The sequence below is a fragment of the Micrococcus flavus genome (genome assembly GCF_014204815.1).
In the GTDB taxonomy this organism is placed as follows: domain Bacteria; phylum Actinomycetota; class Actinomycetes; order Actinomycetales; family Micrococcaceae; genus Micrococcus; species Micrococcus flavus.
Window position 1 is genome coordinate 1,381,333 of the sequence record NZ_JACHMC010000001.1, and the last position, 26,911, is coordinate 1,408,243.

The following is a 26,911-nucleotide window of genomic DNA, read 5'->3' on the forward strand; positions in this document are numbered from 1 at the left end:
GCCGGCCGACGTCGTCCCCGGGCCCGCGGGGCCTTCGTGGGGATCCGACAACGCGGGCCTAGGATGTGGCCCATGCCCGAGCCCCGCACCGCCGCCCCCCGCCCGGTCAGCCCGGAGGGGCTGGCCCGGCTGCGCAGCCACCTGGGCGCGCTGAACACGGCCACCCTGCAGCGGCTGGACGCCACCCTGCCCTGGTACCGCGAGCTCACCCCGGACGAGCGCAGTGCGCTCGGCCTGGTGGCCCAGCGCGCGCTGCAGGGGTTCGTCTCCTGGTTCGAGCGGCCGGCCACCACCACCGTCCATGTGCTGCGCGACGTCTTCGGCCAGTCCCCCGCGGAGCTGACCCGGGCGATCTCCCTGCAGCGGGCGCTGCAGCTGATCCGGACCATGGTGGACGTCGTCGAGTCCCGCGTGCCCGAGGTGGTCCCCGAGCGCGACCAGGCCGTGCTGCGCGAGCACATCCTCCACTACTCCCGCGAGATCGCGTTCGCCCTTGCGGACGTGTACGCCCGTGCCGCCGAGCAGCGGGGGGCCATGGACTCCCGCCTGGAGGCGGTGCTGCTCGACGCCGTGCTGCGTGGCCAGGAGCCGGACGAGATCCAGCACCGCGCCACGGCCCTGGGCTGGAAGGGCGGGTGCGGCGTCGCGGTGATCGCCGGCCTGGCCCCGGGCGGGGCGCAGCCGTCCTTCATCCCCGCGCTGCGGCGCGCCGCGGCCCGCCTGGAGTGCGACCTGCTCGTGGGCGTGCAGGCCGAGCGGCTGGTGCTCGTGGTGGGCTCGGTGGCGGACGGCCCCACGGTGGCCGAGGCGCTGCTGCCGTGGTTCGCGGACGGCCCGGTGATCGTCGGCCCCGTGGTGGAGTCCCTCGTGGAGGCGCACCTGTCCGCCCGGCACGCCCTGGCCGGGCTCTCCTCAGCGCCGGCGCATCCCCGGGCCGCCCGCCCGACGTCGAGCGAGGACCTGCTGCCCGAGCGCGCCCTGCTGGGCGACCCCTCGGCCCGCGAGGCCCTCGTGGACGGGATCCACGCCCCCCTCGCCGACGCCGGCACCGCTCTGCTGGAGACCGTGGACGCGTTCACGGCCGGCGGACACTCCCTCGAGGGCACGGCGCGGGCGCTGTACATCCATGCGAACACGGTGCGCTACCGGCTCCGACGCGTCGCGGAGATCACCGGGTGGGACCCCCTGCAGCCCCGGGACGCCTACGTCCTGCAGACCGCGGTGGCGCTCGGCCGGCTCTCCCACGTGCGGGGCGGGGCCGCGCAGCACGGGTGAGCCGCCGGCCCCGGTTTGTAGGAATCCCACAGGATCCGAGCACGGGAATGGTCGCCCTGACGGGCAGGCCGCGGAGGAGCGACCTGCCACCATGGAGGACATGCTTGCGATCGTGTGCCCCGGACAGGGCTCCCAGACCCCCGGCTTCCTCACCCCGTGGCTCGAGCTGGACGGCGTCCGCGACCGCCTCGGCGAGCTCTCCGAGGCGGCCGGGACGGACCTGGTCCGGCACGGCACGGAGTCGGACGAGGAGGCCATCAAGGACACCGCCGTGGCCCAGCCGCTGATCGTGGCCGCCGGCCTCGTCTCCGGCTCCGCGCTCGAGGCGGAGGCCACCGCACCGGAGCACACGGTGCTGGCCGGCCACTCGGTCGGGGAGATCACGGCCGCCGCCCTGGCCGGCGTCCTCTCCCCCGCCCAGGCCCTCGGGCTCGTGCGCGTGCGCGCCGCCGGCATGGCCGAAGCGGCCGCCGCGACGCCCACGGGGATGGCCGCCGTCGTGGGCGGGGACCAGGACGAGGTCCTCGCCGCCATCCAGGGCGCCGGCCTGACGCCCGCGAACGTCAACGGCGGCGGCCAGGTGGTGGCCGCCGGCACGCAGGAGCAGCTGATGGCGCTGGCCGGTCGCCCCCCGGCCCGGGCGCGGGTGATCCCGCTGAAGGTGGCCGGCGCGTTCCACACCGAGCACATGGCCCCGGCCGTCGACGCCCTCCGGGAGCACGTGGCCGGGCTCGCCCCGCAGGATCCGCGCACGCCCCTGCTCTCCAACCGGGACGGCGCCGCCGTCGCGGACGGGCGGGACGCTGTGGGGCGCATCGTCGATCAGGTCACCCGCCCGGTCCGCTGGGACCTGTGCATGGCGGCCCTCGCCGCGCGGGGCGTCACCGGAGTCCTCGAACTCCTGCCCGGCGGTACCCTGACCGGACTCGCCAAGCGCGGCCTCAAGGGCACGGCCACGTGTGCGGTGAAGGCCCCCGAGGACCTCGAGGCGGCCCGAGCGTTCATCGCCGAGCACACGGCCTGACCCCGCCGACTCCCGCCCCCTGCAGAGATGAGCACCATGTCCGTCACCCTGAAGCAGCACAAGCCCCACACGGGCAGCCGGATCGCCGCGGTGGGCGCCTTCCGCCCGGCGCGACGGGTCCCCAACGAGGACATCGTCGGCCCCATCGACTCCTCCGACGAGTGGATCCGCCAGCGCACCGGGATTGTCACCCGCCAGCGCGCCGGTGACGGCGAGACCGTGGTGTCCATGGCCGTCGCGGCGGGCCGGGAGGCGCTCGAGCGCGCCGGGCTGACCGGCGCGGACCTGGGCGCCGTGATCGTGGCCACCGTGACCTTCCCCTACGCCACGCCCTCCGCGGCCGCCGCCGTGGCCCACGAGCTCGGTGCCACCCCCGCCCCCGCGTTCGACGTCTCCGCGGCCTGCGCGGGCTACTGCTACGGCGTGGCCCAGGCCGACGCCCTCGTCCGTTCCGGGGCCGCCCGCCACGTGCTCGTGGTCGGCGTGGAGCGGCTCTCCGACTTCATCGACCCCACGGACCGCTCCATCTCCTTCCTGCTGGGCGACGGCGCCGGCGCCGTCGTGGTCTCGGCCGCGGACGAGCCCGGCATCTCGCCCTCCGTGTGGGGCTCGGACGGGGAGCGGTGGGAGACGATCTCCATGACCCGGTCCTTGCTCGAGGTGCGCGACGAGGTGGAGGGCGCCCGCACCGGCGGCGACGCCTCGGCCATCACCGGCCAGGAGGAGATGCTCTGGCCCACCCTCCGCCAGGACGGGCCCTCCGTGTTCCGCTGGGCCGTGTGGTCCATGGCCAAGGTGGCCCGGGAGGCACTCGACACCGCGGGGGTCGCCCCCGAGGACCTCGCGGCCTTCATCCCCCACCAGGCCAACATGCGGATCATCGACGAGTTCGCCAAGCAGCTGAAGCTGCCGGACACCGTCACCGTGGCGCGGGACATCGTCGACGCCGGCAACACGTCGGCCGCGTCGATCCCGCTGGCCATGCACAGACTGCTGCAGGAGGACCCGTCGCTGTCCGGCGGGCTCGCCCTGCAGATCGGCTTCGGCGCCGGGCTGGTCTACGGCGCCCAGGTGGTGCGCCTCCCCTGAGGCCCCGCCGGTCTGATTCACTGACCACGTACACCCGTACACCCTGAAACCCCGAGAGAAGGAGACGCCCCATGGCTTCCAAGGAAGAGATCCTCGCCGGCCTCGCCGAGATCGTGAACGAGGAGACCGGCCTCGAGACCTCCGACGTCCAGCCGGAGAAGTCCTTCACCGACGACCTGGACATCGACTCGATCTCGATGATGACCATCGTCGTCAACGCCGAGGACCGCTTCGGCGTGAAGATCCCGGACGAGGAGGTCAAGAACCTCAAGACCGTCCAGGACGCCGTCGACTTCATCGACCAGGCCCAGGCCTGATCCACCCCGACGGCGCGCCCCGCACGTCGTCCCCGGCGCCGCGCCGGGGAGCACCGGGCGGCAGGAGACCCTCCCGCCGCCGCTCCCCGGCCCGCGCTGCCGATCCCCTCCGTGCCGGGGGCGTCCCCAAGGCGCCACGGCACGGACCCCGACCTCCCGCCGCCCCCGCCCGGGCGAGCGACGACCCCCCGGCCGCCCCGGGCCACGAAGGCAGGATCCATGACCCGCACCGCAGTGATCACCGGACTCGGCGCCACCACCCCCATCGGCGGCGACGTCCCCACGTTCTGGGAGAACGCCCTGAAGGGCGTCTCCGGCGCCGCCACCATGGAGCACGACTGGGTCGAGCGCTACGAGCTCCCCGTCACCTTCGCCGCCGAGCTGGCGGTGCCCACCTCCGAGGTCCTGACGAAGGTCGAGACCAAGCGCCAGGACCCGTCCACCCAGATGGCCACCGTGGCCGCCCGCGAGGCCTGGAAGGACGCCGGCCTCGACGCCGCCGACGTCGACGGCGACCGCTTCGCCGTCGCGTTCGGCACCGGCATCGGCGGCGTGTGGACCCTGCTGGACGGCTGGGACACCCTCCGCGAGCGCGGCCCCCGCCGCGTCATGCCCATGACGGTCCCCATGCTCATGCCCAACGGCGCCGCCGGCGCCCTGTCACTCGAGTTCGGCGCCCGGGCCGGCGCGCGGACCGCGGTGTCCGCGTGCGCCTCCGGCACCGAGGCCCTCGAGACGGCGCTCGAGCTGATCCGCTCCGGTCGCGCCGACGTCGTCATGTGCGGCTCCGCCGAGGCCGCCGTGCACCCGCTGCCGATGGCGGGCTTCTCCGCCATGCAGGCGCTGTCCAAGCGCAACGACGACCCGCAGGCCGCCTCCCGCCCCTACGACGTGGACCGGGACGGGTTCGTGCTCGGCGAGGGCGCGGGGGTGATGATCGTGGAGTCCGAGGAGCACGCCGCCGCCCGGGGCGCCCGCGTGTACGCCGAGCTGGTGGGCACGGGCGTCACGTCCGACTCGCACCACATCACGGCGCCCGAGCCCGAGGGGCTCGGGGCGACCCGCGCCATGCGTCGGGCGCTCGAGAACGCGGGCCTGCGCCCGGAGGACGTCACCCACGTGAATGCGCACGCCACTTCCACCCCCAAGGGCGACGCCCCCGAGTACCTCGCCATGCGCGCCGTGTTCGGCGACCACCTGGACGACGTGCAGGTCTCCGCCACCAAGTCGCAGACCGGCCACCTGCTGGGCGCCTCGGGCGCGATCGAGTCGGTCCTGGCGGTGCTGGCCGTGCACCACGGCCGCACCCCCGTGACCATCAACCTGGACAACCAGGACCCGGAGATCCCGCTCAACGTGGTCACCGGGACGCCCGGGGCGCTGCCCGAGGGCCGCCGCGTGGCGCTGAAGAACTCCTTCGGCTTCGGCGGGCACAACGCCGTGGCGGTGTTCGTGGGCCGCTGACGTCCCCGGGCCGCTGGGCCGCCGCGCCCGGATCACCCGGTGCGGTGGATCCAGCGGACGGGGGCGCCCTCGGCCGCGCGCCGGAACGGCTCGAGCTCCTCGTCCCAGGCCTCGCCGAGGGCGAGGGAGAGCTCATGGATCAGGACGGTGGGGTCGCCGTCGCCGGACTCGTAGGCGTACCGGATGCGGTCCTCCGAGACCATGATGTTGCCGGAGACATCCGTGGTGGCGTGGAAGATCCCCAGGCCGGGGGTGTGCGACCAGCGGGATCCGTCGGCGCCGGCGGAGGGCTCCTCCGTGATCTCGAAGCGCAGATGGGGCCAGCCACGCAGGGCCGAGGCCAGCCGCGCCCCCGTGCCCTGCTCCGCGGTCCAGTGGACCTCGGTGCGGTGCTGACCCGGCTCGGCGGGCTGGGCCACCCATCGCACGTCCGCCCCGGCGCCCAGGACCGAGCGCAGGGCCCACTCCACGTGCGGGCACAGCGCGGTGGGCGCGGAGAGCACGTGGACCATGCCGCGGGTGGTGACGGTGGACATCGGGACCTCTCGGAGGCGGGCGGTCGCGTCCCGCGGGACGCCCGCGGGACGCCCGCGGGACGACGCCGGACGGCGCGGCCCGCGGTGGGGCCATTGTCCCCCGGCGCGCGGGCCCGGGCAACGAGGCGGCCCGACGACACGCCGCGTCCGTGGGTCGGCGCGGGCCGTCGGGGGCCGCTCAGGCCCGCGGGTGGGCCTGCCGGTACCCCTCGCGGAGCCGATCGATGGAGACGTGCGTGTACACCTGCGTGGTCCGCAGGGAGGCGTGGCCGAGCATCTCCTGGACCGTGCGCAGGTCGGCGCCGCCGTCGAGCAGGTGGGTGGCGGCGGTGTGCCGGAGCGCGTGCGGCCCGCGCGCCGCGGTGTCGCCGAGGGCCTCGAGACCGGCGTCGACGACGGCGCGCACCTGGCGCACCCCCACTCGTCCGCCGCGCACGCCCAGGAACAGGGCGGCGCCGCTGCGCTCGGCGGCGAGGATCGGACGGGCCACCCGCAGCCAGCGGTCCAGGGCCGCGGCGGCCGGAGCGCCGAACGGGACGGTGCGCTGGCGGTCCCCCTTGCCCGTGAGCAGCGCCGTGCGCCGGTCCAGGTCCACGTCGTCCACGTCCAGGGCGGCGACCTCCGCGACGCGGGCACCGGTGGCGTACAGCAGCTCCAGGACGGCGACGTCCCGTGCCGCGACGGCCGCGGCGGGACGGTCGCGGGCGGCGCGGGCGGCGTGGACGCGCTCCTCCGCGAGGGCGATCAGCCGGTCGGCCTGGGCGCGGTGCAGCACGTGCGGCAGCCGGGCGTCCGGGGCGGGGGCGCTCAGCCGCAGCGCGGGGTCGGTGGGACGCAGGCCCTGCCGCACGAGCCAGGCCAGGAAGGTCCGGACCGCCGCCACCCGGCGCGCGAGGGTGGCGCGGGCCAGACCCTCCTCCCGCATGGCGGCCAGCCACCGCCGCAGGTCCTCCGTGTCCACCTCGGCGAACGCGTTCGCGGACGCGTCCTCCCCCGCCCCGGCGGCGTGGGCGGCCAGGTGGCGCAGGTCCGTGAGGTAGGCGGTGACCGTGCGCGGGCTGCGGCCGAGCCCGTGGCGCAGGTGCTCGGCGAAGGCCTCGAGCCAGGCCTCGTCCCGGGCGGAGGCCGGGGGCACGGCGCCGCGGCGGGGCGGGGAGGCGGAAGTCATCCCTCCACTCTGCCACCGGCCGCGGCGTGTCCGCTCCCGTCAGCCGGCCGTGCGCCGCCACCGGTCGTCCACGCGTTCGGCCAGTCCCCGCCGGGCCAGCCGGGTGAGCACGGCCAGGACGGTGGGCAGGGACAGGCCCGCGCTCACCGTGAGCGCGTCCACGTCCACGGCCCGGCGGACGGGCAGGGCCTCGCACACCAGCAGCTCCTCCACGCTCAGGCCGTCGGTGGGGCGCGCCGTCGACTCGTGCGCAGGCTCGGCCAAGGCGGCCGCCGGGGCATCGGCGACGGCGTCCGACCGGCCCGGGCCGCCGCCTGCGCCCCGATCCGGCGGCAGCAGGTCGAGGGCCTGGGCCGGGTCCGCCACCAGCCGCACGGGCGCCTCCTGGAGGAGCCGGTGGCACCCGGCGGAGGAGGGTGAGGTGATGGGCCCCGGCACCACGCCGACCTCCCTGCCGAGCGCCAGGGCGTGACCCGCCGTGTTCTGGGCGCCGGAACGCCACCGCGCCTCCACCACTACGACCGCACCCGACAGTGCGGCGATCAGGCGGTTGCGGTGCAGGAACCGGTAGCGGGTGGGCGAGGCGCCCGGCGGCATCTCGGACAGCAGCAGCCCCGCCTCCATGACGGCCCGCAGCATGTCCTCGTGGCCGGCGGGGTAGAACCGGTCCAGACCGCCGGCGAGCACGGCCACGGTGGGGACGGGCCCGGGCGCGCCGGCGTCCGCGTGCCCGGGCCGGAGGTCGCGAGCGGCGTCGAGGGCGGCACGGTGCGCGGCACCGTCGATCCCGTAGGCCCCGCCGGAGACCACGCACGCCCCGGCGCGCACGGCGCGGGAGGCGACGGCGGACGTGACCTGCCTGCCGTAGGCGGTGGCCTCGCGGCTGCCGACCACGGCGAGCGCCCGGGCGGCGGCGGGGAGCGTCCCGGCGCCGCGGAACCACAGGCCGAGGGGCGCGGCGGCGCCGAGGTCGTGCAGCGCCGCGGGCCACGCATCGTCCTCCGGGATGAGCAGCCCGCCGCCGATGCGGTGGAGGGCCACGAGGTCCCGGGCGGGGTCCAGCCGCTCGGCCCGCGGCGCCCACCGGGCGAGGCCCGCACTCCACCTCCGCCCCAGGGCGGGGCCGGAGCCGGCATGGTCGGACAGCAGGTCGCGTTCGGCGGGCTGGAGCCGGTCACGGCCCGTGAGCAGCGCCAGGGCGCGCTCGGGTCCCAGGGCGGCGACGGTCTGCACGGCGAGCTCGTCCCCGGGCTCCACGAGGCGGGTCAGGGCGGCGCGGGCCAGGCGGGCGCCGTCGGGGCGGGGGTGCGGGGCGGTCATCGGTCCTCCTCGTGGCGGGTGCGCAGCTGCAGGGCCGTCTCCACGTCCTGGTCCGCAGGCCGAGCGGCCCCGCGCAGGTCGGCGAGGGTCCAGGCCAGGCGCAGGACGCGGGCGTGTCCACGCGCGCTGAGCTCGCCGGCGTCCACGGCGGCGTCGGCCGCCCCCCGGGCGGCGGCGGGCACGGCATGCGGTCCGTGGCGCAACGCCGGCGCGGGGACGTGGGCGTTGCGCAGCACCCCCGGCGGGACCAGGCCGGCCGCGGCGGCGGCCTCCCAGCGCCCCCGCTGGCGCTCGACGGCGGCCCGCACGCGGGCGGCCACGGCGGCGGTGGGCTCGGCGGCGGGCGCCCCCGTGAGGTGGCGGGCCTCCACGGGCCGCACGGTCACCTGCACGTCCACGCGGTCCAGCAGCGGTCCGGAGAGGCGCTCGGCGTAGCGGCGGCGCTGCAGGGACGTGCAGCGGCAGCGGTGGCCGGTGCCGTCGTCGAGCCCGCACGGGCACGGATTGGCGGCGAGCACGAGCTGGAACCGGGCCGGATAGGTCACGGCGCCCTGCGCCCGGTGGAGCACCACCTCCCCCGCCTCGAGGGGCTGGCGCAGCGCCTCGAGGGCGCGGCGGTCGAACTCGGGCGCCTCGTCCAGGAACAGCACCCCGCCGTGGGCGAGGGACACCGCTCCGGGCCGGGCGAGTCCGGAGCCGCCGCCCACGAGCGCGGACATGGAGGCGGAGTGGTGCGGCGCCTCGAACGGCGGCGTGCGGTCCAGCGCCCCAGCTGCCGGACGCAGCCGGCGCAGGGAGCGCAGCGCCGCGGTCTCCAGCGCTGTCCGCCGGTCCAGGGGCGGCAGGATGCCGGGCAGACGTTCGGCGAGCATCGTCTTGCCCGCCCCGGGCGGGCCGCTCAGGAGCAGGTGGTGTCCCCCGGCGGCCGCCACCTCGAGGGCGAAGCGGGCCTGGGCCTGTCCGGCCACCTCGGACAGGTCCGGGGCGGCGCGGTGCGGGTCCGTCTCCTCGGCCTCCTGCGGGCCGTCTCCGGCACCGAGCACCCGGGCGGCGTCCGGGACGGGGGGAGGCCCCTCCGGCCGCCCGCCGAAGGCGAGGATGACCTCGTGCAGGTGCGCGAAGCCGCGCACCTCGGCGCCCGGTACCAGGCGCGCCTCCTCGACGGCCGCCGCGGCCACCACGACGCGCGGGTGCCCGGCGTCGACGGCGGCGAGCACCATGGCCACGGTCTCGGGGGTGCGGTGGAGCGTGCCGTCCAGGCCGAGCTCGGCGAGGAACACGGGCCCGTGCACGCCGCGCACCTGGCCCGCGGCCGCGTACGCCGCCAGGACGATGGCCAGGTCGTGGGCCGCGCCGCGCTTCTGCACGCCCGCCGGCAGCAGGTTGACGGTCAGGTGGCGCCGGGTCAGGGGCAGGCCGGCGTTGCGGGCCGCCGAGCGGATGCGGTCGCGGCTCTCCTGCAGGGCCTGGTCCGGCAGGCCCAGCAGGGTGAACCCGGGCAGGGACTGGGCGATGTCCGCCTCCACGTCCACCACGTCCCCGCGCAGCCCGGCCAGGGAGATGGAGCGCGTGCGCCCGATGCCCGTCACGGCCGCACGTCCGTCACCAGGTCGAACCGCACCCCGCCGGTGCGCGGAACGAGCACGGCGACGGCGTCCACGCGCCACGGCTCGCGGTGCACCGGGCGCTGGGCGGCGCGCGCGCGCTCGGCCACCCAGGCGCGGGTGAGCCGGTGCAGGCGCAGCAGCTTGCGGCGGCTGATGGCCTCCAGGGGGTCCCCGTAGGCCAGGGAGGAGCGGGTCTTCACCTCGATCCCCACCCACCAGCCGTCCTGGCGCGCCACCAGGTCCAGCTCCCCGCCCTCGCCGCGCCAGTTGCGGTCCACGATCTCGTAGCCGCGGGCGGCGAGCCATCGGGCCGCGGCGTCCTCCCCGTACCGGCCCAGCGCCGTGTGGGCCGTGCTGCCCCGCCGTCGCGTGCTCGTGCTCTCGTCCATGGGGACCACCTCCTGGACCCAGGGTGGTCGGGAGGGCGGGCGCCGCGGGCGCCGGCGGGCCGGATGTGGGGGGCGGTCCGCGCGGCGGCGCCCTGTGCAGGAGCCGTCCAGGCGGGAGGGCGGCCAGGCGGGAGGGCGGCCGGCGGTGCCCTCGCGGCCGGTTCAGCTTCCCAGCGCGTCGCCCTCGGGGACCTGCAGCTCGTCCCGCGGCAGCTCCTCGATGTTCACGTCCTTGAACGTCAGCACGCGCACGCGCTTGATGAACCGCTGCGTGCGGTACACGTCCCACACCCACGCGTCCTCGAGGGTCAGCTCGAAGAACACCTCGCCGTCGGTCTGGTGCGGCGTCAGCGTGACGGCGTTGGCCAGGTAGAACCGGCGCTCCGTCTCCACCACGTAGCGGAACAGGCCGACGACGTCCCGGTACTCCCGGTACAGGAGCAGCTCCGACTCGGCCTCGAAGTCCTCGACGTCGTCCGTGCTCATGCTCTGGCTCTCCTGTCCCGTGGGTGCGGCCCCGACGCTCGCCGGGGCACCGCACCATCCTGCCCCGCGCACGCCGCGGCGTCGAACGCGCAGCGCCGGCTCAGTCGAACAGCGTGGGCGGGGCGTCGTCGTCCCCGGCCGTCCGCTCCGGCGCGGGCAGGCCGAGGTTCCACGAGCGGCGGTGGTGCTCGGTGGCGCCGCGCTCGAGGATCGCGCGCCGGTGGGCGGCCGCGCCGTAGCCCTTGTTGCCCGCCCAGCCGTAGGCGGGGTGGTCCGCGTCGAGGGCGGTCATCGTGTCGTCCCGGCCCACCTTGGCCAGGATGGAGGCGGCCGCCACGGTGGCGCAGCGGTCCTCGGCCTTCACCATCAGGTGCGGCTCGGGCGGCACCGGGCCCGGGACGAGACCCGCCACCATCCCGGTGCGGGCGTGGCGCAGCCAGTCGTCGGACCCGTCCAGGATCAGGACGACGGGCGCCTCCCGCAGTTCCGCCACCAGCACCGCCCAGGCCCGCGCCCCGGCGAGCGCGAGCGCCCCGGTGATCCCGTGGCGGTCCACCTCGTCCGGACCGGCCTCGCCCAGGGCGTGCCCGGCGGCCCAGGCGCGGATCTCGGGCACCAGAAGGCGGCGGCGCCGGTCGGTGAGCGCCTTGGAGTCGCGCACGGCCGGGATCTCCCCAGCGGCGGGCACGCGCGCGGCGCAGACGCCCACGACGACGGGCCCCGCCAGCGCCCCGCGCCCCACCTCGTCCATGCCCGCGACGAGGACGGGGGCGGTCGGCTCTTCCTCGGCGGCGAGGGCGGCCTCGACGTCCAGCCCGGCGCGCACCGCCGGAGGCCGCGGGCTCACCGGCCCTCCTCGGTCACGTCCGGCATCGTGCCGATGCGGGCAGGTGGCCATACCACGGCCTCGACCCTGCCCACCACGTCGTCGACCGCCACGAAGCCGCCGCCCGGACCGTCCCCGTGCTGGCGGGAGTCCTGGGAGGCCTCCCGGTGGTCGCCGAGGACGAACAGGCGGCCCTCCGGCACGGTCACCTCGAACGCCTCCTGGGCGGGGGCGCCGGCCAGGTACGGCTCCGGCAGGGGCCGGCCGTCCACCTCCACGTGGTCCCAGCCGGGCCGCCACGCCACCGTGTCCCCGGGCAGTCCGACCACGCGCTTGACCAGGTGGCCCTCACCGGAGCCCGGGGAGACCACCTGCAGCGCGGCGTGCAGCGGGTCCGCCTGGACCGCCTCGGCCCCCGCCAGCCACGCCTGGGTGTCCTCGAAGACGACGACGTCCCCGCGCTCGAGCGCGAGCGGTCCGGGGGCCCACAGCCCGACGGCCACGCGGTCGCCCGGCTGCAGGGTCGGCTCCATCGAGGCCGACGGGACGTGGAACATGCGCACGAAGAACACCTGGGCCAGCACCAGGAGGGCGAGGGTGAGCGCCACGGCCAGGGCGGCCGCGCGCACCGGGTGGGGGCCGCCGTCGTCGCGGGGACGGGCGGCGCGGTCCGTGGGCGAGGGCACGGCGAGGTCGGCGTGGGAGCCTGCCCCGGACGGCACGGAGGACTCAGCCATCGGCGGGCTCCAGGTCCCGGCGCGCGCCGAGCGGCCACACCACCTGCTCCGCGGTGCCGATCACGGACTCCAGCGGGATGAGGCCGCCGCCCGGGGCGCCGAGCAGCGCCCGCGAGTCGCGGGAGGCGTCCCGATGGTCCCCGAGCACCACCATGCGTCCGGCGGGGACCTCGAACTCCCAGCGGGAGTCCGAGGCGGGGTCGGCGGCGGACACCGGCCGGCCGAGGTACGGCTCGTCCACGGGGGCGCCGTTGCGCACCAGCCGCCCGTCGGCGGCGCAGCACGTGAGGGTGTCCCCCGGCAGGGCCAGCACGCGCTTGACGAACACGTCCCCGGTGCCGCCCACGCCCCACCACGCCGCCACGTCCGTCAGGCCGCGCTCGAGGGAGCTCCGGGAGCGGTAGGGGGCGAGGCTGCCGGCGCCGTCGAAGACCACCACGTCCCCGTGCGTCAGGCCCGCACCGCCCGCGGCGGCCTCGTCCACGAGGAGGCGCTCGCCGGGGCGCAGCGTCGGCTCCATCGAGCCGGAGGGCACCAGCAGGACCGGCCCGGTGAGCGCCCGCAGCACGGCCGCGGCGACGACGGCGGCGGCCAGCGTGAGCAGCAGCCACGGCCACCAGCGCGGCCCGTCCTGGTCGGACCACCCGGGCGCGACGGAGCCCCGTGGCCTGCGGGGGTCACGGGGCTCCGGTGTGCGCATGGCGGTCAGCGGTCGGCGCAGGGCCGACCGGCGATCACTTGGCGTCGGCGCGCTTCTCGCGGATGCGAGCGGCCTTGCCGTGGCGGTCGCGCATGTAGTACAGCTTCGCGCGGCGGACGTCACCCTTGGTGACGACCTCGATCTTGTCGATCACCGGGGAGTGCACCGGGAAGACGCGCTCCACGCCCACGCCGAAGGACACCTTGCGGACGCGGAAGGTCTCGCGCACGCCGTGGCCCTGACGGCCCATGACGTAGCCCTGGAAGACCTGCACACGGGCGGTCTTGCCCTCGATGATGTTGACGTGCACCTTGACGGTGTCGCCGGGGCCGAAGTCCGGCACGTCGTCGCGCAGGGTGGCCTTGTCGAAGGAATCGAGGATGTGCATGCTCTGATCTCCTGGTGGACGCCACAGGTCATCCACGTGGTCGGCGGGCACGGCGGGCGCCGCCCGGCACGGGCGGAGCGGGACGCCGGGCCCCGAAGTGTGAGCCGGACACGGCCGCGAGCGCGGGGTCCGGTGGTCCGTGCCGTCGACGTGCGCCCCCTGTGGCAGGCCGCGCGTCCGGTGGACACGAGGGTCCATTGTGCCACATCCGGCGGAACGGCGGGGGTCAGGCCTCCTCGGCGCGCCCGGCGTGCGCGGCCCACAGGTCCGGGCGGCGGGCGCGGGTGCGCTCCTCCTGCTGCGCACGGCGCCACGCCGCCACACGGCCGTGGTCGCCGGAGAGGAGCACGGGCGGGACCTCGCGCTCCCGCCACACGGAGGGCTTGGTGTAGACGGGGTACTCCAGCAGGCCGTCCTCGTGGGACTCCTCCACGAGGGAGGCGGGGTTGCCGACCACGCCCGGCACCAGGCGCCCCACGGCCTCGATCACCGCCAGGGCGGCGACCTCGCCGCCGTTGAGGACGTAGTCGCCCAGGGAGAACAGCCGCACGTCGTACAGCTCCTCGGCCCAGCCGAACACGCGCTCGTCGATGCCCTCGTACCGTCCGCACGCGAAGACCACGTGCTCCTCCTGCGCCAGGGCCCGCGCCGTGGCCTGGGTGAACGGGGCACCGGAGGGGGTGGGGACCATCAGCACGGGGCGGGCGGCGGCGGGGCCGAGCCCGGCGACCGCCTCGAGGGCCAGGGCCCACGGCTCCGGCTTCATGACCATGCCCGCACCGCCGCCGTAGGGCGTGTCGTCCACCGTGCGGTGCCGGTCGGAGGTGAAGTCCCGCAGATCGTGCACGTGCACGTCCACGAGCCCCTCCCGCCGGGCGCGCCCCAGCAGGGACACGTCCAGCACGCCCATGTACTCCGGGAAGATGGTGACGACGTCGAAGCGCACCGCTCAGCGCCCCCCGCCCGCGCCCGTGGGGCGCCCGAGCACGTCGGGGCCGAGGTCCGCGGGGGTCTCCGGGCCCTCGGGGGCCCCGGGCTCGTCCGCGGCGAGCTCGAGCAGACCCGGCGGCGGGGTGAGGACCACGACGCCGGCCTCCTGGTCCACCTCGGGCACGATCTCCTCGACGAACGGGACGAGGGCGTCCTGCCCGCCGCCGTCCAGGCGCACCACGAGCAGGTCCTGGACCGTGCCGGTGGTCAGGCCGGCGACCTCGCCCACGCGGGCGCCGTCCACGTGGACGGCCAGGCCGAGCAGGTCGTCCTCGTACCAGGCGTCGTCGTCGGCGGGGGCGGAGGGGGCGGCGAACAGCTGGGCGCCGCGCAGGGCCTCGGCGGCGTTGCGGTCCGCCACGGACGCGAACGCCACCACCAGGACGGTCTTGTTCCACCGGCTGCGGGTCACGGTGAGCTCGGCGGGGGCGCCGGCCGGAGCCCCGCGCAGCTCGAGGGCCTCCCCCGGGGCGAAGCGCGCGTCGGGGTCGTCGGTGAACACCTGGACGGTGACCTCGCCGCGGATGCCGTGGGGCTTGCCGATCCGGGCGACACGGACGAGGCCCTCGGTCTCGGCGGGCTGGGGTGCAGGGCTCATGGGCTCTCCTGGGGTGGGGGCGGGACGGGAACGGCCCGCCGACCTGTGCGGGCGGCGGGCCGTTCTCGACGGGGTGCGCGGGGGTGACCGGCGGGCTCAGCGGCCGCGGTCGGTCTCCACGACGTCCACGCGGACGGGGTGGCCTGCCAGGGCGTCGAGCACCGTGCGCAGCGCGGTGGCCGTGCGGCCCTGGCGGCCGATCACACGGCCGAGGTCCTCGGGCGCCACCCGGACCTCCAGCATCTCCCCGCGCCGCTGGGGGCGCGAGTCGACGCGGACGGCGTCCGGGGTGTCCACGATGCCGCGGACGAGGTGCGCGAGGGCCTCGGCCAGCATGCTCACTCGGCCTTCTCGGCGTCCTCGGCCGGGGTCTCGGCCTCGGCGGTCTCCTCAGCGGACTCGGCCGGGGCCTCCTCCTTCTTCGGCTCCTCGGGCAGGATGACCGAGCCCTTGTCCGGGGCCACGAAGGCCTCCTTCTCGCCCTTGGTCTTCAGGGTGCCCTCGGCGCCGGCCTCGCCCGTGAACTTCTGCCAGTCGCCGGTGATCTTCAGGAGGGCGGCCACCTGCTCGGTCGGCTGGGCGCCGACGGACAGCCAGTACTGCGCGCGCTCCGAGTCGATCTCGATGAACGAGGGCTCCTCGGTGGGGTGGTACTTGCCGATCTCCTCGATGGCACGGCCATCGCGGCGGGTGCGCGAGTCCATGACGACGACGCGGTAGTAGGGGGCGCGGATCTTGCCGAAGCGCTTCAGACGGATCTTGACAGCCACGTGTGTGGTTCTCCTTCAGGGGATCAGGGGGTCGGGCGACGGCCACGCGTGGGGGCAGCGGGCCGGCAGTCCGACGAACGGAACGGAGCGCGCGGAGGATAGAGGGTCGTCCGGGCTCACGCTCAGTGCCCGCCCATTCTGCCAGACGGCCCCGCCCGCGCGCACCTCGGCGCGCGGGCGGGGCCGCCTCCGGCCCGGGCGTGGACGCCCGGAGAGCTCAGCGGTCCTTGAGGTACTTCTCGAACCCGGCCGGCAGGTCGAGCTGCGAGGGGTCGAAGTCGGCCAGGTCCGGCATGCCGCCGGGGCCGAAGACCCCGCCGCCGGCGCGGGACCGGCGCTCCTCGAGGGCCTGGCGCTCGGCGGACGCCTTCGCGGGGTTGCCGGACTTCACCTTGCCCTTCTTCGCGTTCTTGCCCTTGGCCTTGCGCGGGGTCCCGCCGTGGCCCATGCCCGGCATGCCGGGCATGCCTCCGCCGGCGGCGAGCTTCTTCATCATCTTCTGGGCCTCGGCGAAGCGCTCCAGGAGCTGGTTGACCTCGGTCACCTGCACGCCCGAGCCGCGGGCGATGCGCGCACGGCGGGAGCCGTTGATGATCTTCGGGGCCACGCGCTCGTGGGGTGTCATCGAGTGGATGATCGCCTCGACGCGGCCGATCGAGGACTCGTCGAACTGCTCGAGCTGCTGCCGCATCCCCTGGGCGCCCGGCATCATCATGAGCATCTTCTTCAGCGAGCCCATCTTCTTGAGCTGCTGCATCTGCTGGAGGAAGTCGTCGAGGGTGAAGTCCTCCTGGTCGGCGAACTTCCGCGCCATCTTCTCCGCGTCGGCGCGGTCCCAGCTCTGCTCCGCCTGCTCGATCAGGGACAGGACGTCGCCCATGTCGAGGATGCGGGAGGCCATGCGGTCCGGGTGGAAGACCTCGAAGTCCTTCAGGCCCTCGCCGGTGGACGCGAACATGATCGGCTTGCCGGTCACGTGGCGGACGGACAGGGCGGCGCCGCCGCGCGCGTCGCCGTCGAGCTTGGTGAGGACCACGCCCGTGAAGCCCACGCCCTCGTTGAACGCCTGCGCGGTGGCGACGGCGTCCTGGCCGATCATCGCGTCGATCACGAAGAGGACCTCGTCCGGCTGCACGGCCTGGCGGATGTCCGCGGCCTGCTGCATCAGCTCGTGGTCCACGCCGAGGCGGCCGGCCGTGTCGATGATGACCACGTCGTGGTACTTGGTGTTGGCCTCGCGGATGCCGGCCTGGGCCACCTCCACCGGGTCGCCCGTGGCGGCCTCGAACTCGGAGGACACGCCGGGGTGCGGGGCGAACACCGGCACGCCGGCGCGCTCACCGCCCACCTGCAGCTGCTTGACAGCGTTGGGACGCTGGAGGTCGCACGCCACGAGCAGCGGCGTGTGGCCCTGGGACTTCAGCAGGTGGGCGAGCTTGCCGGCCAGGGTCGTCTTGCCGGCGCCCTGCAGGCCCACCAGCATGATCACCGTGGTGCCGGTCTTGGCGTGGCGGATGCGCCGGGTCTCGCCGCCGAGGATCTCGACGAGCTCCTCGTTGACGATCTTGACCACCTGCTGGCCCGGGTTCAGGGCCTGCGAGACCTCCTCGCCGAGGGCGCGCTCCTTGATCCGCGCGATGAACTGGCGGACCACGGGCACGGCGACGTCCGCGTCGAGGAGGGCGCGGCGGATCTCGCGTGCGGTGGCGTCGATGTCCGCCTCGGTGAGCCGTCCCTTGCCCTTGAGGCTGCGGAAGGTGGCTGTGAGGCGGTCGGACAGGGAGGTGAACACGGCGGGTGGGATCCTTCGCGAAGAGGAAAGAGGAGGTCGCTGGGTCAGGCGCCGCCCCGGCTCGGACCCCCCGCAGGGACGTCCCGCCGGCGACGACGCCTGACCAGACTAGCAACCGACCGGTGCCGGCTCAGCGGACGGGCTGGGCCTCCCCCCGGTGCCGTTCCGCGTCCTGCGGCTCGTCGCCGTACGCGGTGCCGAGCCCGTAGTCGTACGCGGACTCCGCGTGGAGGGCGCGGTCCACACCGCGCAGCTCGTCCTGTGGCGAGACGCGCAGCCCCATGACCGCCTTCAGGACCAGGGCGATCAGCGCGGTGACGACGCCGGCGAAGACCACGGTGAAGACCGTCGCCACGACCTGGGCCACCAGCAGGCGGGGACCGCCGCCGTAGAACAGGCCGGCCATCCCCTCCTCGGTCACCAGCTCGGGGCGGCCGAACAGGCCGATCATCACGGTGCCCACCACGCCGGCCACGAGGTGCACGCCGACCACGTCGAGGGAGTCGTCGAAGCCGAGCTTGAACTTCAGGTTCACCGCCAAGGCGGCGGCCACGCCGGCGACGACGCCGATGGCCACGGAGCCCACGGGGTCCACGAAGGCGCAGGCCGGGGTGATGGCCACGAGACCGGCGACGATGCCGGAGGCCGTGCCGATCGAGGTGGGCCGTCCGTGGCGGACGACCTCCACGAGCATCCAGCCGAGCATGGCGGCGGCGGGTGCTGCCAGGGTGTTCACCCAGATCAGGCCGGCGGTCTCCACGTCCGAGGCCGCGCCGCCGTTGAAGCCGAACCAGCCGAACCACAGCAGGGCGGCGCCGAGCATGACGAAGGGGATGTTGTGCGGGCGGTGGCCCGGGTCCACACCGAAGCCCTCACGCTTGCCCATCATCACGGCGAGCACCAGGGCGGCGACGCCGGCGGCGATGTGGATGACCAGGCCGCCGGCGAAGTCCACGGCCTCGCCGACCACGGAGCCGATGGCGCCGTCCGCGGTGAGCAGGCCCCCGCCCCAGACCATGAACGCCATGGGGCAGTACACGAGGGTGATCCAGGCCGGGACGAACACGCACCAGGTGCTGAACTTCGCGCGGTCGGCCACGGCGCCGGAGATCAGCGCCACCGAGATGACGGCGAAGGTGGCACCGAAGCCGATCGTGGCCAAGTCCGTGGTGCCGACGGCCTGGAACAGCCCCGGATCCTGCAGGGGGTCCCCGACGACCCCGAGGATGCCGTCACCGCCGGTCATGCTGTACCCCCACAGCACCCACACCACGCCCACCAGACCCATGGCCACGAAGGACATCATCATCATGTTCACGGACGCCTTGGCCCGGGTCATGCCGCCGTAGAAGAAGGCCAGGCCGGGGGTCATCAGGAGGACGAGGCCGGCACAGACCATCGTCCACACCGCCCCGGGGTCCAGAGGTGTCAGCTGCGGGTCCATGGGGTGGTCCTCCACTCATCGGGACGCCCGCCCGGCACGGGGGCGTCGATGCGCCCGAGTCTGCCGAGGACGTGTTTCCCGTCACGGCACGGAGGTGTTTCCGGCGTGTGAACACGCGTTGCGGTCCCGTCACGCCTCCGCATTCCGACGACGAGGGGCCGCCCCCTCGTGCGAGGGGACGGCCCGTCGTCGTGCGGGTGCCGGGGCCCGGACGGGCCCGGCGGGGATCACTCGGCCAACAGCGCGTCCACGAAGCCCTCGGCGGAGAACGGGGCGAGGTCGTCGGCGCCCTCGCCCAGACCGATCAGCTTGACCGGCACGCCGAGCTGGCGCTGGATGGCCACCACGATGCCGCCCTTGGCGGTGCCGTCCAGCTTGGTCAGGACGATGCCGGTGACGTCCACGACCTCGGCGAACACCTTGGCCTGCATGAGGCCGTTCTGGCCGGTGGTGGCGTCGAGGACCAGCAGGACCTCCTCCACCGGGGCCTGCTTCTCGATCACGCGCTTGATCTTGCCCAGCTCGTCCATGAGGTTGGCCTTGTTCTGCAGGCGGCCGGCGGTGTCCACGAGGACCACGTCCGCCTCCTCCTCGATGCCGGTCTTCACGGCCTCGAAGGCCACCGACGCCGGGTCCGCGCCCTCCGTCTCGGAGCGGACGGTGACCACGCCCACGCGGGCGCCCCAGGTGGCGAGCTGCTCGGCGGCGGCGGCGCGGAAGGTGTCCGCGGCGCCGAGGACGACCTCGCGGTCCTCGGCCACGAGCACGCGGGCGAGCTTGCCCACGGTGGTGGTCTTGCCCACGCCGTTGACGCCCACCACGAGGGTGACGGCTGGCTTGCCGTCCTTGCGGGTGGCGGCCAGGCGGCGGTCCATGGACGGGTCCACCATGGCGAGCAGCTCCTCGCGCAGCAGCGCGCGCAGCGCGTCGGGGTCGCGGGTCCCGTCCACGGTGACGCGGGCCTTGAGGCGGTCCACGAGCTCCATGGTGGGCTCGGTGCCCAGGTCCGCCATGAGGAGGGTCTCCTCGATCTCGTCCCAGACGTCGTCGTCGATGCGGTCACGGGAGAGCAGGGCCAGCAGGCCCTGGCCGAACACGTTGTTGGACTTCAGCAGGCGCGCGCGCAGGCGCTGCAGGCGGGTGCCGGCGGCCTCGGGGCGGTCCAGCTGCGGGGCGGTCTCGACGACCTCCGCCTTCGGGGCCTCCTCCTCGACCGTCGGGGCCTCGGCGGCGTGGCGGGGCGCGGGGCGGGACGAGGGGGCGTCGGCGGAGGCCGGGTCGGCCACGAGGCCGCCCGGGGCGAGTGCCGGGTCGTCGTCGTCGCGCAGCTCGGTGTAGGTGCCCTTCGGCGGGGCGACGGGGCGGTCGAGCAGACCGACCAGCACGGCGCCGAGCAGCAGGGCCAGGACCAGGGAGATGATGAGCACGATTTCCACGCGCCCAGTCTCGCACACGGGTCATCACCGGCCCCGGGGGGATCCCCCGGGCCCGGCCCGGGGCTCACGGCAGCCGGGTCGGCGTCCCGTCCGCGTCGATCCCCACCCGCGCCGTGCCCTCGGCGCCGCGGACCACCAGGGTGAGCGTGCCGTCGTCGTGGTGCTCGACCTCGACGCCGACCTCGTCCTCGGACCCGGCCGGGATCAGGACCGAGACGATCCCGGCGGCGGGGCCCGGCGAGCCGAAGGCGACCTGGACGGTCTCCTCGCGCACCTGGCCGTCGGGGAAGTAGAACCCCCGGTGGCGGTGGCCCCCGGGCTCGGGGTCCAGCTCGCCGCGGTGCAGGGTGATCCCGTCCTCGGCGATCGCCGCGCCGTCGAGGCGGATCTGCACGAGGGTGGTGGCCTCCCCCGCCTCCTCGTCGACGGCGCGCACGGTGTCCGCGCCCAGGCGCTCGGCCTCGTAGGAGGTGGGCAGGTTCCACAGCGTCTCCACGCGGTGCCCGTCCCGGCCGTCCTGGACGCGGGTCCGGTCCACCACGACGGCGGCGTCCGGCTCACGCAGCAGCAGCGCGGTGCGGGCGCGTTCACCGCCGACCTCGAGCGGCTGGCTCATGGCGACGACGTCGGCGGCCCCGTCCGAGGACTCCACCAGCTCCTCCAGGACCGCCGGCCCCTCGCCGGGGAAGTCGTCCTCGAGGGTGGGGATGTGGATGACGTTGTGCGCCGTGGGTCCGAAGCCCCAGGGCCGCCAGGAGTCCTCGACCACGCCGGGATGGCTGCCGTCCACGACCACGGGCCGCCCGCGGGTGACGTAGAGCAGCTGCATCAGGTCGCCGCGGTGCGCCTTGGTCTCCTGCCCGGTGCCGCCGCGCATCATCCAGGACGCCTCCTCACGGAAGCCCTCCTCCCGCGTGCCCCACGAGGAGCGGCCGAACACCGGGCCGGCCTCGAACGCCCGGATGCGCTCGGCGGGCGCCGTCCCCTCGGCCCCGTCCGTCCCTGCATAGCGCATCTGCGGGGAGTGGTCCTCCCGCGGCTCGAGCCGGTACTCCGAGGTGTCCCCGTACTGCCAGAAGCGGCCGGTGGAGTCCACGGTGTGCGGGATGGCCCGGCCCATGAGATCGACCCGCTCGGAGAACGCGGCCGAGGGCACCCCGCAGGTGCGGGAGAGCTGGTCGATCTCGTGGAACAGCTCCCTGTTGAACCGGGCGTAGTGCGGCGAGGCCTCGTTGCTCAGCCCCTCGGCGTCCACCTGGTGCGGGACGTCCTCCTCCGCCCGGGCCATGGCGTGCGCCATCCAGTCCGGACGGTCCAGGACGCAGCCGGCCCCCAGCAGGCCCCGGTTCTCCATGGAGCCGTGGTTGTGCCGGGCCGAGTACCGGGCCATGTTCTGGTCCGCGTGGCGGCCGATCAGCTCGTCCACCCACGCGTACTCCTCCGGCACCGTCCCGCCCTCGCGCTGCAGGACCACGCTTCGGAAGCAGAGGAGCACGTTGAGCCGGTGCGTGTTCGCCTCGAGGTCGTCGTGGTCCTCCGCCCAGCCCTGCTCATGGTCGGCGGCCCAGTCCGCGATGAGTCGCTCGGCCACCGCGAAGGCCTCCTCATCCCCCTCGCGGGCGGCCTCGATGCTGGGGCCGATCCACCGCAGGGAGGCCAGCCACAGGCGCCACCCCTCGTCCTCGTAGGGGTCCGCGTCCCAGTCGACGTCGCCGTGCCCGTCGCCCACGGCCACCGGCTCGAAGACGTGCCAGGCGTACACGTCCCGGGCGTTGGACTCCACGGTGTTGTGCCGGGGCACCCGGCCGTAGCCCTGGCAGGGGTAGAGCTCGGCGCGGGCCAGCTCGGCGGTGCTCGCCGAGGCCGAGGCGGGATCGGCCGGCGCCGCGGCCCCCGAGGCCGTCGGCGCGGCCGACGGCGGCGCCGGGGACGCGGTCACCGTGGGGGGCTCCCGCGGCTCCTCGACCCCGTCGGGAGCCGTGCAGCCGGTCAGCACGAGACCGGCGCCCAGGGTGACCGCGAGCGCCGCGGACCGGGCACGCGCACGGGGGAGGACACGGAATCCACGGGGACGGCTCATGCCGCCATCCTGCCACTGCCGTGGATCGTGTGACGTGGGAGGATGGCGGCCATGCCCTCCTCCCCTCCGGCCGCACGCGTGCCCCTGCCGCCCGAGATCAAGGTGATGGTCGCGGCGGCGTTCGTGATCGCGATCGGCTTCGGCATCATCGCGCCCCTGCTGCCGCAGTACGCGGAGCTGTTCGCGTCCGACTTCGCCAATCCGGCCACCGCCGTCGCCGCCGTGGTCTCCGCGTTCGGGCTCACCCGCCTGCTGTTCGCCCCCGTCTCCGGACGGCTCACCAACCGGCTCGGCGAGACCCCCGTCTACATGACGGGCGTGCTGATCGTGGCGGCCTCCATGTTCCTCATCGCGTTCGCGCAGGACTACACGCAGCTGCTGCTCTACCGCGCCCTCGGCGGCATCGGCTCCACGCTGTTCACGGTCTCCGCCATGGCGTTCCTGGCCGCCAAGGCCCCGCCCACCATCCGCGGGCGGGTCTCGGGCGCCTACGCCTCTGCGTTCCTGATCGGCAACATCGTCGGGCCGATCGTGGGCTCCGTGCTGGCCGTGTTCGGCTTCCGGGTCCCGTTCCTGATCTACGGCACCTCACTGGTGATCGCCGCGGGCATCGTGTTCGTCATGCTGCGGGACACCCGCGTGCAGGACCGCGCCCGCGGCGAGTCCCGTCCGGTGATGCCGCTGCGGGAGGCGCTGGGCCACGGCGCCTACCGTGCCGCGCTGATCTCGATGTTCGCCAACGGGTGGGCGACCTTCGGCGTGCGCAACGCGATCACCCCCCTGTTCGCCGCGAGCGCGTTCACCGGGACGGCGCTGCTGGGGTGGGGCATCACAGAGGAGAACCGCCAGCTCATGGCCGGGCTCGCCCTGTCCGTGTTCGCCGCCGGCAACGTCCTGGCGGTGACCTTCAGCTCCCGACTCTCCGACGTCCACGGACGCAAGCCGCTGATCCTGATCGGCCTGGTCGTGATGGCCGTGTTCACGGGGGCCATCGGCTGGATGGAGTCGCCGCTGCTGTTCCTCGTCTCGTGCGCGCTGGCCGGCGCGGGCACCGGCACCCTCAACTCCCCCCAGCAGGCCGCCGTGGCGGACCTGGTGGGCCAGGGCCGCCGGGCCGGACCCGTGATGTCCACGGGCCAGATGTCGGGAGACCTGGGCGCCATCCTGGGCCCGCTGCTCGTGGGCCTCGTGGTGGACGCGGCCGGCTACGGCTGGGGCTTCGTGGTGACGGGGGCGGTGATCGCCGTCGGCGCCCTCGCCTGGGCCCGGGCCCCGGAGACCAACCTGCCGGTCGCCCCCGGCGGACCGCGGACCGGTTCCCTGCCAAAGGTCGACCCGGGCGTGGACTCGCGCCGGGTCGAGGGGCGCGAGCTCGGCTGAGCACCGGCGCCCACGGAACGACGACGTCCCCGGACCTGTCCAGGTCCGGGGACGTCGTCGTCGGGAGGCTCAGGCCGGCATCCAGTCCCAGCCATACCAGAGGTCAGCCACAGTCACACGCCACAAGTCCTTGGCATAGCGCCGCCGATCCATGCCGTCCGGCAGGGAGACGGATCCCGAAAGGGCCGTGGCAGCCACTGCGAAGAGCAATGGTTCCGGAAGGTGATCCTGTAGGACCTCCTGGTTCGGGCTCTCTACAAGGATCCGGCTGAGCTCCACCAGAGTTCGGGGTGAGTACTCACCAATTCGTGCCGGTCCGGTCCGTGGGGCTGGCTCGAGATCCGGCAGCGGAGCGGTCCGCTCGGCGTAGAAGGGTCCCGACCATGTGGGATCCGGGCCCTTCTGCTCGAAACCCCAGGAATTGTTGCCCAGCGGCACGGCCATCACCTCAGGCCAGATCCGCGCCAGAGCACCGAAGAGAGCTCGGTGGGACACCTTTTCCCCCATGGTCAGCGCGTCAGCCACGGCGGTCACCTCGGCGTCACCGAGTGGGTAGGCGATCGTTGCGTCCCGGCCGTAGTGGGCGATATGGGCGTGCAGGTACGTTCCTGAGCGGAACTGCCGAGCGTAGAGATACAACTTCTCTGCTCGGTCCTGGGCCGGCACCTCGTGGAACCAGCGCGTCAACGCCTCCTCGAGAGGTCGTCTGCGCGACTCCACCAGCAGGTCGGGGTTGGACCGCGCGCGCACCCGGCGCAGGGCATCGTCCGTGGTGTAGCGAAGCCTCTGGGCCATGCCGCCCTTGAGGAGCGGCCACTGTCCCAACATGATGCCCTCCCCCGGGGTGCGCGGGTTCGATCCCACATAGCGAGCGGTGTGGGCCTCTGACAGTGGCTGGCCACCCGACTGGAACAGGGTGGTCAGGATCCGCTCCCGTTCGCCGGTCGCATCAATGGGGGTGGGCTGGGTGACCGTCAGTGGCATCCCCAAACGGTCCGTCATCATGCGAGCTACGAGCGGATCCGGCTCGTGCTCCTCACCGAAGGTGACGGCATGAACCTCCATGTCTCTGCCCTTGAGCAGCGCCAACAGGGTGCGAGAGTCCTTGCCTCCGGACAGTCGCAGCTGCACCGGCCGACCGTCGAGTACGGCCTCCACCCGATCCATCGCCCCCAGCATCGCTTCGGCCGCCGCCTCAGCACCCTCCTCCGGCGTATGGTCCTCGGTCAGCGTCGATCGGAGCCCCGGCGGGACGACACCCAGCCGGGCCCGGCCTTGGACGATCTCCAACGACCGATCGACGGGCAGGCGGCTCACTCCCGCGAACGGACTGACCTCCTCGAGGCTGTACCCGGAATAGAGGTAGTGGGCGAGGTATCCCTCGTCGCGCCGCACCCCCGCCCGGCGGCCACCGGCCAGCGCCAGGGCCGGCAGTAACGGCCGGTTGGAGACGTACACGTGTTCCGAGTCCTGTGCCCAGTAGAGACCGTCGAAAGCGGGCACGGTGGCCCACGCGGTCACCCGGTCCACGTGGCGTTCCACCATCACGGCCGCGTACTGACCCCATACAGGGCGGTCGTACCCGAGGCGGGAGCCGACCCGGCGGACATTCCGGATCAGCTCATCCCACACGGGATGGCCGCCGGTGACGGCCCACCGGTCCGCCTCGGCAGCGGCAAGCGCTGGGCCACCAGTGCGCTGGAAAACGAGGGCGACTGTCGTGACGGAGGGCTCCAAGATCACAGGCTCCTGGTCGTAGGCCGGGCCCACGAACGGTGCGTAACCGTCAGCGACGGCGCGCAGGCGACTCCGGGTGAGGTCGAGGGTGAGATCCCGGCGGGGCCGACGCGGGACGGCGAGGAGGAACTCGGTCACGCCGGATCCCCCCCGTCGAAGGCCGACAGCCGCTCGCCCACGCCGAGCAGCTCGGCGATCGCCGAGACCGTGCGCTCCGCCGCGCGGCCGTCGCCGTAGGGGTTCACGGCCTGGGACATCGCGGTGTACGCGGCCTCCTCCGTGAGCAGGCGGGTGACCTCGTCGACCACCACCTGCTCGTCCGTGCCAATCAGGCGCACGGTGCCCGCGGTGACGGCCTCGGGGCGCTCGGTGTTCTCCCGCATCACCAGGACGGGCTTGCCGAGCGAGGGGGCCTCCTCCTGCACGCCGCCCGAGTCCGTGAGCACGACGTGCGCCACCGAGAGCAGGTGGGTGAACTCGCCGTACGCCAGGGGTTCGGTGACCAGGACGTTCCCGAGCCCCTCAAGGGCGGGCAGGACGGCCTCGCGGACCACCGGGTTGCGGTGCGCCGGGAGGACGAACGTGACGTCGTCGTGGGCCCGGGCCAGGCGGGCCAGCGCCCGTCCGACGCCGCGCATGGCGTCCCCCTGGTTCTCGCGCCGGTGGGTGGTCACCAGCACCACGCGACGGCCCGAGGCCTCCAGCGCGGCCAGGCGCTCGTCCTCGAAGGGCACCTGCGCGGCCACGGCCTCCAGCAGGGCGTCGATCACGGTGTTGCCCGTGACGTACACGTCCTCCGCGCGGACCGCCTCCCGCAGCAGGTTGTCCCGGCTGACCCGGGTGGGCGGAAGGTGCAGGGCGGCGATCTGGCTGGTGATCCTGCGGTTCGCCTCCTCAGGGAACGGAGAGAGGATGTCGAAGGAGCGCAGCCCGGCCTCGGCATGGACCACCTTGACGCCGCGGTTGAAGGCGGCGACGGCGGCCGCCGTCGAGGTGGTCGTGTCCCCCTGCACCACGACGGCGTCCGGCCGCTCCTGCTCGAGGACGGCGTCAAGCCCGTCGAGGGTGCGGGCGAAGACCCCGTTGAGCGTCTGCCGCGGCTGGATGATGTTGAGGTCATGCGCCGGGTCGATGCCGAACAGCTCGTTGACCTGGTCGAGCATCTCCCGATGCTGGCCCGTGACGGTGACGACGCACTCGAACCGGTCGTCGGCCTGGAGCGCCTTCACGATCGGGGCCACCTTGATGGCCTCCGGGCGTGTTCCGTAGATGGGCATGACCTTGGGCACGGTGCACTCCTGAAGGGTCTCATCGTCCAGCCGCGCCAGGACCCGGGCACGGCACTGACCGGGCGGGCC

26 protein-coding genes are annotated in these 26,911 nt (G+C 74.7%); 6 read left to right on the forward strand and 20 right to left on the reverse strand.

Going from position 1 to position 26,911, the window contains the following annotated elements; genetic code table 11:
- The first annotated feature begins 72 nt into the window (after window positions 1-72).
- The 5 genes from BJ976_RS06410 to fabF all read left to right on the forward strand — a co-directional run bounded on the left by BJ976_RS06410 (window position 73) and on the right by fabF (window position 5,169).
- Window positions 73-1,275, forward strand: a complete 1,203-nt coding sequence (locus tag BJ976_RS06410; RefSeq protein WP_135028024.1) for a PucR family transcriptional regulator — start codon at window positions 73-75, stop codon at window positions 1,273-1,275.
- Between the two features lie 100 nt (window positions 1,276-1,375).
- Complete coding sequence (locus tag BJ976_RS06415) at window positions 1,376-2,299, forward strand: ACP S-malonyltransferase (RefSeq protein WP_135028515.1); 924 nt, start codon at window positions 1,376-1,378, stop codon at window positions 2,297-2,299.
- Between the two features lie 36 nt (window positions 2,300-2,335).
- On the forward strand, window positions 2,336-3,388 hold the full coding sequence (locus tag BJ976_RS06420; RefSeq protein WP_135028026.1) for a beta-ketoacyl-ACP synthase III: 1,053 nt from the start codon (window positions 2,336-2,338) through the stop codon (window positions 3,386-3,388).
- 71 nt (window positions 3,389-3,459) lie between these two features.
- Entirely contained in the window at window positions 3,460-3,705 is a 246-nt protein-coding gene (locus tag BJ976_RS06425; RefSeq protein ID WP_135028028.1) for an acyl carrier protein, read from the forward strand.
- A gap of 219 nt (window positions 3,706-3,924) precedes the next feature.
- The gene (fabF, locus tag BJ976_RS06430; RefSeq protein WP_135028030.1) at window positions 3,925-5,169 is read left to right on the forward strand and encodes a beta-ketoacyl-ACP synthase II; all 1,245 of its coding nucleotides are present in this window, start codon (window positions 3,925-3,927) and stop codon (window positions 5,167-5,169) included.
- A 32-nt stretch (window positions 5,170-5,201) separates the two neighbouring features.
- On the opposite strand, the gene BJ976_RS06435 is transcribed toward fabF, so the two are convergent.
- The 18 genes from BJ976_RS06435 to BJ976_RS06520 all read right to left on the reverse strand — a co-directional run bounded on the left by BJ976_RS06435 (window position 5,202) and on the right by BJ976_RS06520 (window position 22,436).
- A complete protein-coding gene (locus BJ976_RS06435; RefSeq protein ID WP_135028032.1) occupies window positions 5,202-5,705 on the reverse strand; it encodes a DUF3145 domain-containing protein in 504 nt (167 codons plus the stop codon).
- A gap of 178 nt (window positions 5,706-5,883) precedes the next feature.
- Window positions 5,884-6,873: a tyrosine-type recombinase/integrase gene (locus tag BJ976_RS06440; RefSeq protein ID WP_135028034.1), complete on the reverse strand. Its 990-nt coding sequence runs from the start codon at window positions 6,871-6,873 to the stop codon at window positions 5,884-5,886.
- Between the two features lie 39 nt (window positions 6,874-6,912).
- Window positions 6,913-8,193, reverse strand: a complete 1,281-nt coding sequence (locus BJ976_RS06445) for a DNA-processing protein DprA (RefSeq protein ID WP_135028036.1) — start codon at window positions 8,191-8,193, stop codon at window positions 6,913-6,915.
- On the reverse strand, window positions 8,190-9,782 hold the full coding sequence (locus tag BJ976_RS06450) for a YifB family Mg chelatase-like AAA ATPase (protein ID WP_135028038.1): 1,593 nt from the start codon (window positions 9,780-9,782) through the stop codon (window positions 8,190-8,192). The genes BJ976_RS06445 and BJ976_RS06450 overlap by 4 nt, the downstream gene beginning before the upstream one ends.
- A complete protein-coding gene (locus tag BJ976_RS06455; protein ID WP_135028040.1) occupies window positions 9,779-10,189 on the reverse strand; it encodes a YraN family protein in 411 nt (136 codons plus the stop codon). Before BJ976_RS06455 ends, BJ976_RS06450 begins: the two co-directional genes overlap by 4 nt.
- A 162-nt stretch (window positions 10,190-10,351) precedes the next feature.
- A complete protein-coding gene (locus tag BJ976_RS06460; protein ID WP_135028042.1) occupies window positions 10,352-10,675 on the reverse strand; it encodes a DUF2469 domain-containing protein in 324 nt (107 codons plus the stop codon).
- A gap of 100 nt (window positions 10,676-10,775) precedes the next feature.
- Window positions 10,776-11,522 carry a ribonuclease HII gene (gene rnhB, locus BJ976_RS06465; RefSeq protein WP_229667089.1) on the reverse strand — a complete coding sequence of 249 codons (747 nt, stop codon included), beginning with the start codon at window positions 11,520-11,522 and terminating at the stop codon, window positions 10,776-10,778.
- Complete coding sequence (gene lepB, locus BJ976_RS06470) at window positions 11,519-12,238, reverse strand: signal peptidase I (RefSeq protein ID WP_184231836.1); 720 nt, start codon at window positions 12,236-12,238, stop codon at window positions 11,519-11,521. The genes rnhB and lepB (BJ976_RS06470) overlap by 4 nt, the downstream gene beginning before the upstream one ends.
- Window positions 12,231-12,938: a signal peptidase I gene (gene lepB, locus BJ976_RS06475; protein WP_135028048.1), complete on the reverse strand. Its 708-nt coding sequence runs from the start codon at window positions 12,936-12,938 to the stop codon at window positions 12,231-12,233. The genes lepB (BJ976_RS06470) and lepB (BJ976_RS06475) overlap by 8 nt, the downstream gene beginning before the upstream one ends.
- Window positions 12,939-12,972: 34 nt before the next feature.
- Entirely contained in the window at window positions 12,973-13,326 is a 354-nt protein-coding gene (gene rplS / locus BJ976_RS06480) for a 50S ribosomal protein L19 (RefSeq protein ID WP_135028050.1), read from the reverse strand.
- A gap of 226 nt (window positions 13,327-13,552) precedes the next feature.
- Window positions 13,553-14,272, reverse strand: a complete 720-nt coding sequence (trmD, locus tag BJ976_RS06485; RefSeq protein ID WP_135028052.1) for a tRNA (guanosine(37)-N1)-methyltransferase TrmD — start codon at window positions 14,270-14,272, stop codon at window positions 13,553-13,555.
- Window positions 14,273-14,275: 3 nt separating this feature from the next.
- A complete protein-coding gene (gene rimM / locus BJ976_RS06490) occupies window positions 14,276-14,914 on the reverse strand; it encodes a ribosome maturation factor RimM (RefSeq protein WP_135028053.1) in 639 nt (212 codons plus the stop codon).
- Window positions 14,915-15,010: 96 nt separating this feature from the next.
- A complete protein-coding gene (locus BJ976_RS06495; RefSeq protein ID WP_135028517.1) occupies window positions 15,011-15,250 on the reverse strand; it encodes an RNA-binding protein in 240 nt (79 codons plus the stop codon).
- Between the two features lie 2 nt (window positions 15,251-15,252).
- Entirely contained in the window at window positions 15,253-15,684 is a 432-nt protein-coding gene (gene rpsP / locus BJ976_RS06500; protein ID WP_135028055.1) for a 30S ribosomal protein S16, read from the reverse strand.
- A gap of 217 nt (window positions 15,685-15,901) precedes the next feature.
- Window positions 15,902-17,476: a signal recognition particle protein gene (gene ffh / locus BJ976_RS06505; protein ID WP_135028057.1), complete on the reverse strand. Its 1,575-nt coding sequence runs from the start codon at window positions 17,474-17,476 to the stop codon at window positions 15,902-15,904.
- A gap of 130 nt (window positions 17,477-17,606) precedes the next feature.
- Window positions 17,607-18,920, reverse strand: a complete 1,314-nt coding sequence (locus tag BJ976_RS06510) for an ammonium transporter (RefSeq protein ID WP_229667092.1) — start codon at window positions 18,918-18,920, stop codon at window positions 17,607-17,609.
- Between the two features lie 227 nt (window positions 18,921-19,147).
- Window positions 19,148-20,356, reverse strand: a complete 1,209-nt coding sequence (gene ftsY, locus BJ976_RS06515) for a signal recognition particle-docking protein FtsY (RefSeq protein ID WP_135028059.1) — start codon at window positions 20,354-20,356, stop codon at window positions 19,148-19,150.
- A gap of 64 nt (window positions 20,357-20,420) precedes the next feature.
- Window positions 20,421-22,436 (reverse strand): heparinase II/III family protein, encoded by a 2,016-nt coding sequence (locus BJ976_RS06520; RefSeq protein ID WP_135028061.1) that lies wholly within the window; start codon window positions 22,434-22,436, stop codon window positions 20,421-20,423.
- Between the two features lie 51 nt (window positions 22,437-22,487).
- On the opposite strand from BJ976_RS06520, the gene BJ976_RS06525 reads away from it, so the two are divergent.
- Window positions 22,488-23,816 (forward strand): MFS transporter, encoded by a 1,329-nt coding sequence (locus tag BJ976_RS06525; RefSeq protein WP_135028063.1) that lies wholly within the window; start codon window positions 22,488-22,490, stop codon window positions 23,814-23,816.
- Between the two features lie 69 nt (window positions 23,817-23,885).
- On the opposite strand, the gene BJ976_RS06530 is transcribed toward BJ976_RS06525, so the two are convergent.
- Together BJ976_RS06530 and wecB are read right to left on the reverse strand one after the other, a co-directional pair.
- The gene (locus tag BJ976_RS06530) at window positions 23,886-25,691 is read right to left on the reverse strand and encodes an asparagine synthetase B family protein (RefSeq protein ID WP_135028065.1); all 1,806 of its coding nucleotides are present in this window, start codon (window positions 25,689-25,691) and stop codon (window positions 23,886-23,888) included.
- Complete coding sequence (gene wecB / locus BJ976_RS06535) at window positions 25,688-26,842, reverse strand: non-hydrolyzing UDP-N-acetylglucosamine 2-epimerase (protein WP_135028067.1); 1,155 nt, start codon at window positions 26,840-26,842, stop codon at window positions 25,688-25,690. The genes BJ976_RS06530 and wecB overlap by 4 nt, the downstream gene beginning before the upstream one ends.
- Window positions 26,843-26,911: the final 69 nt, after the last annotated feature.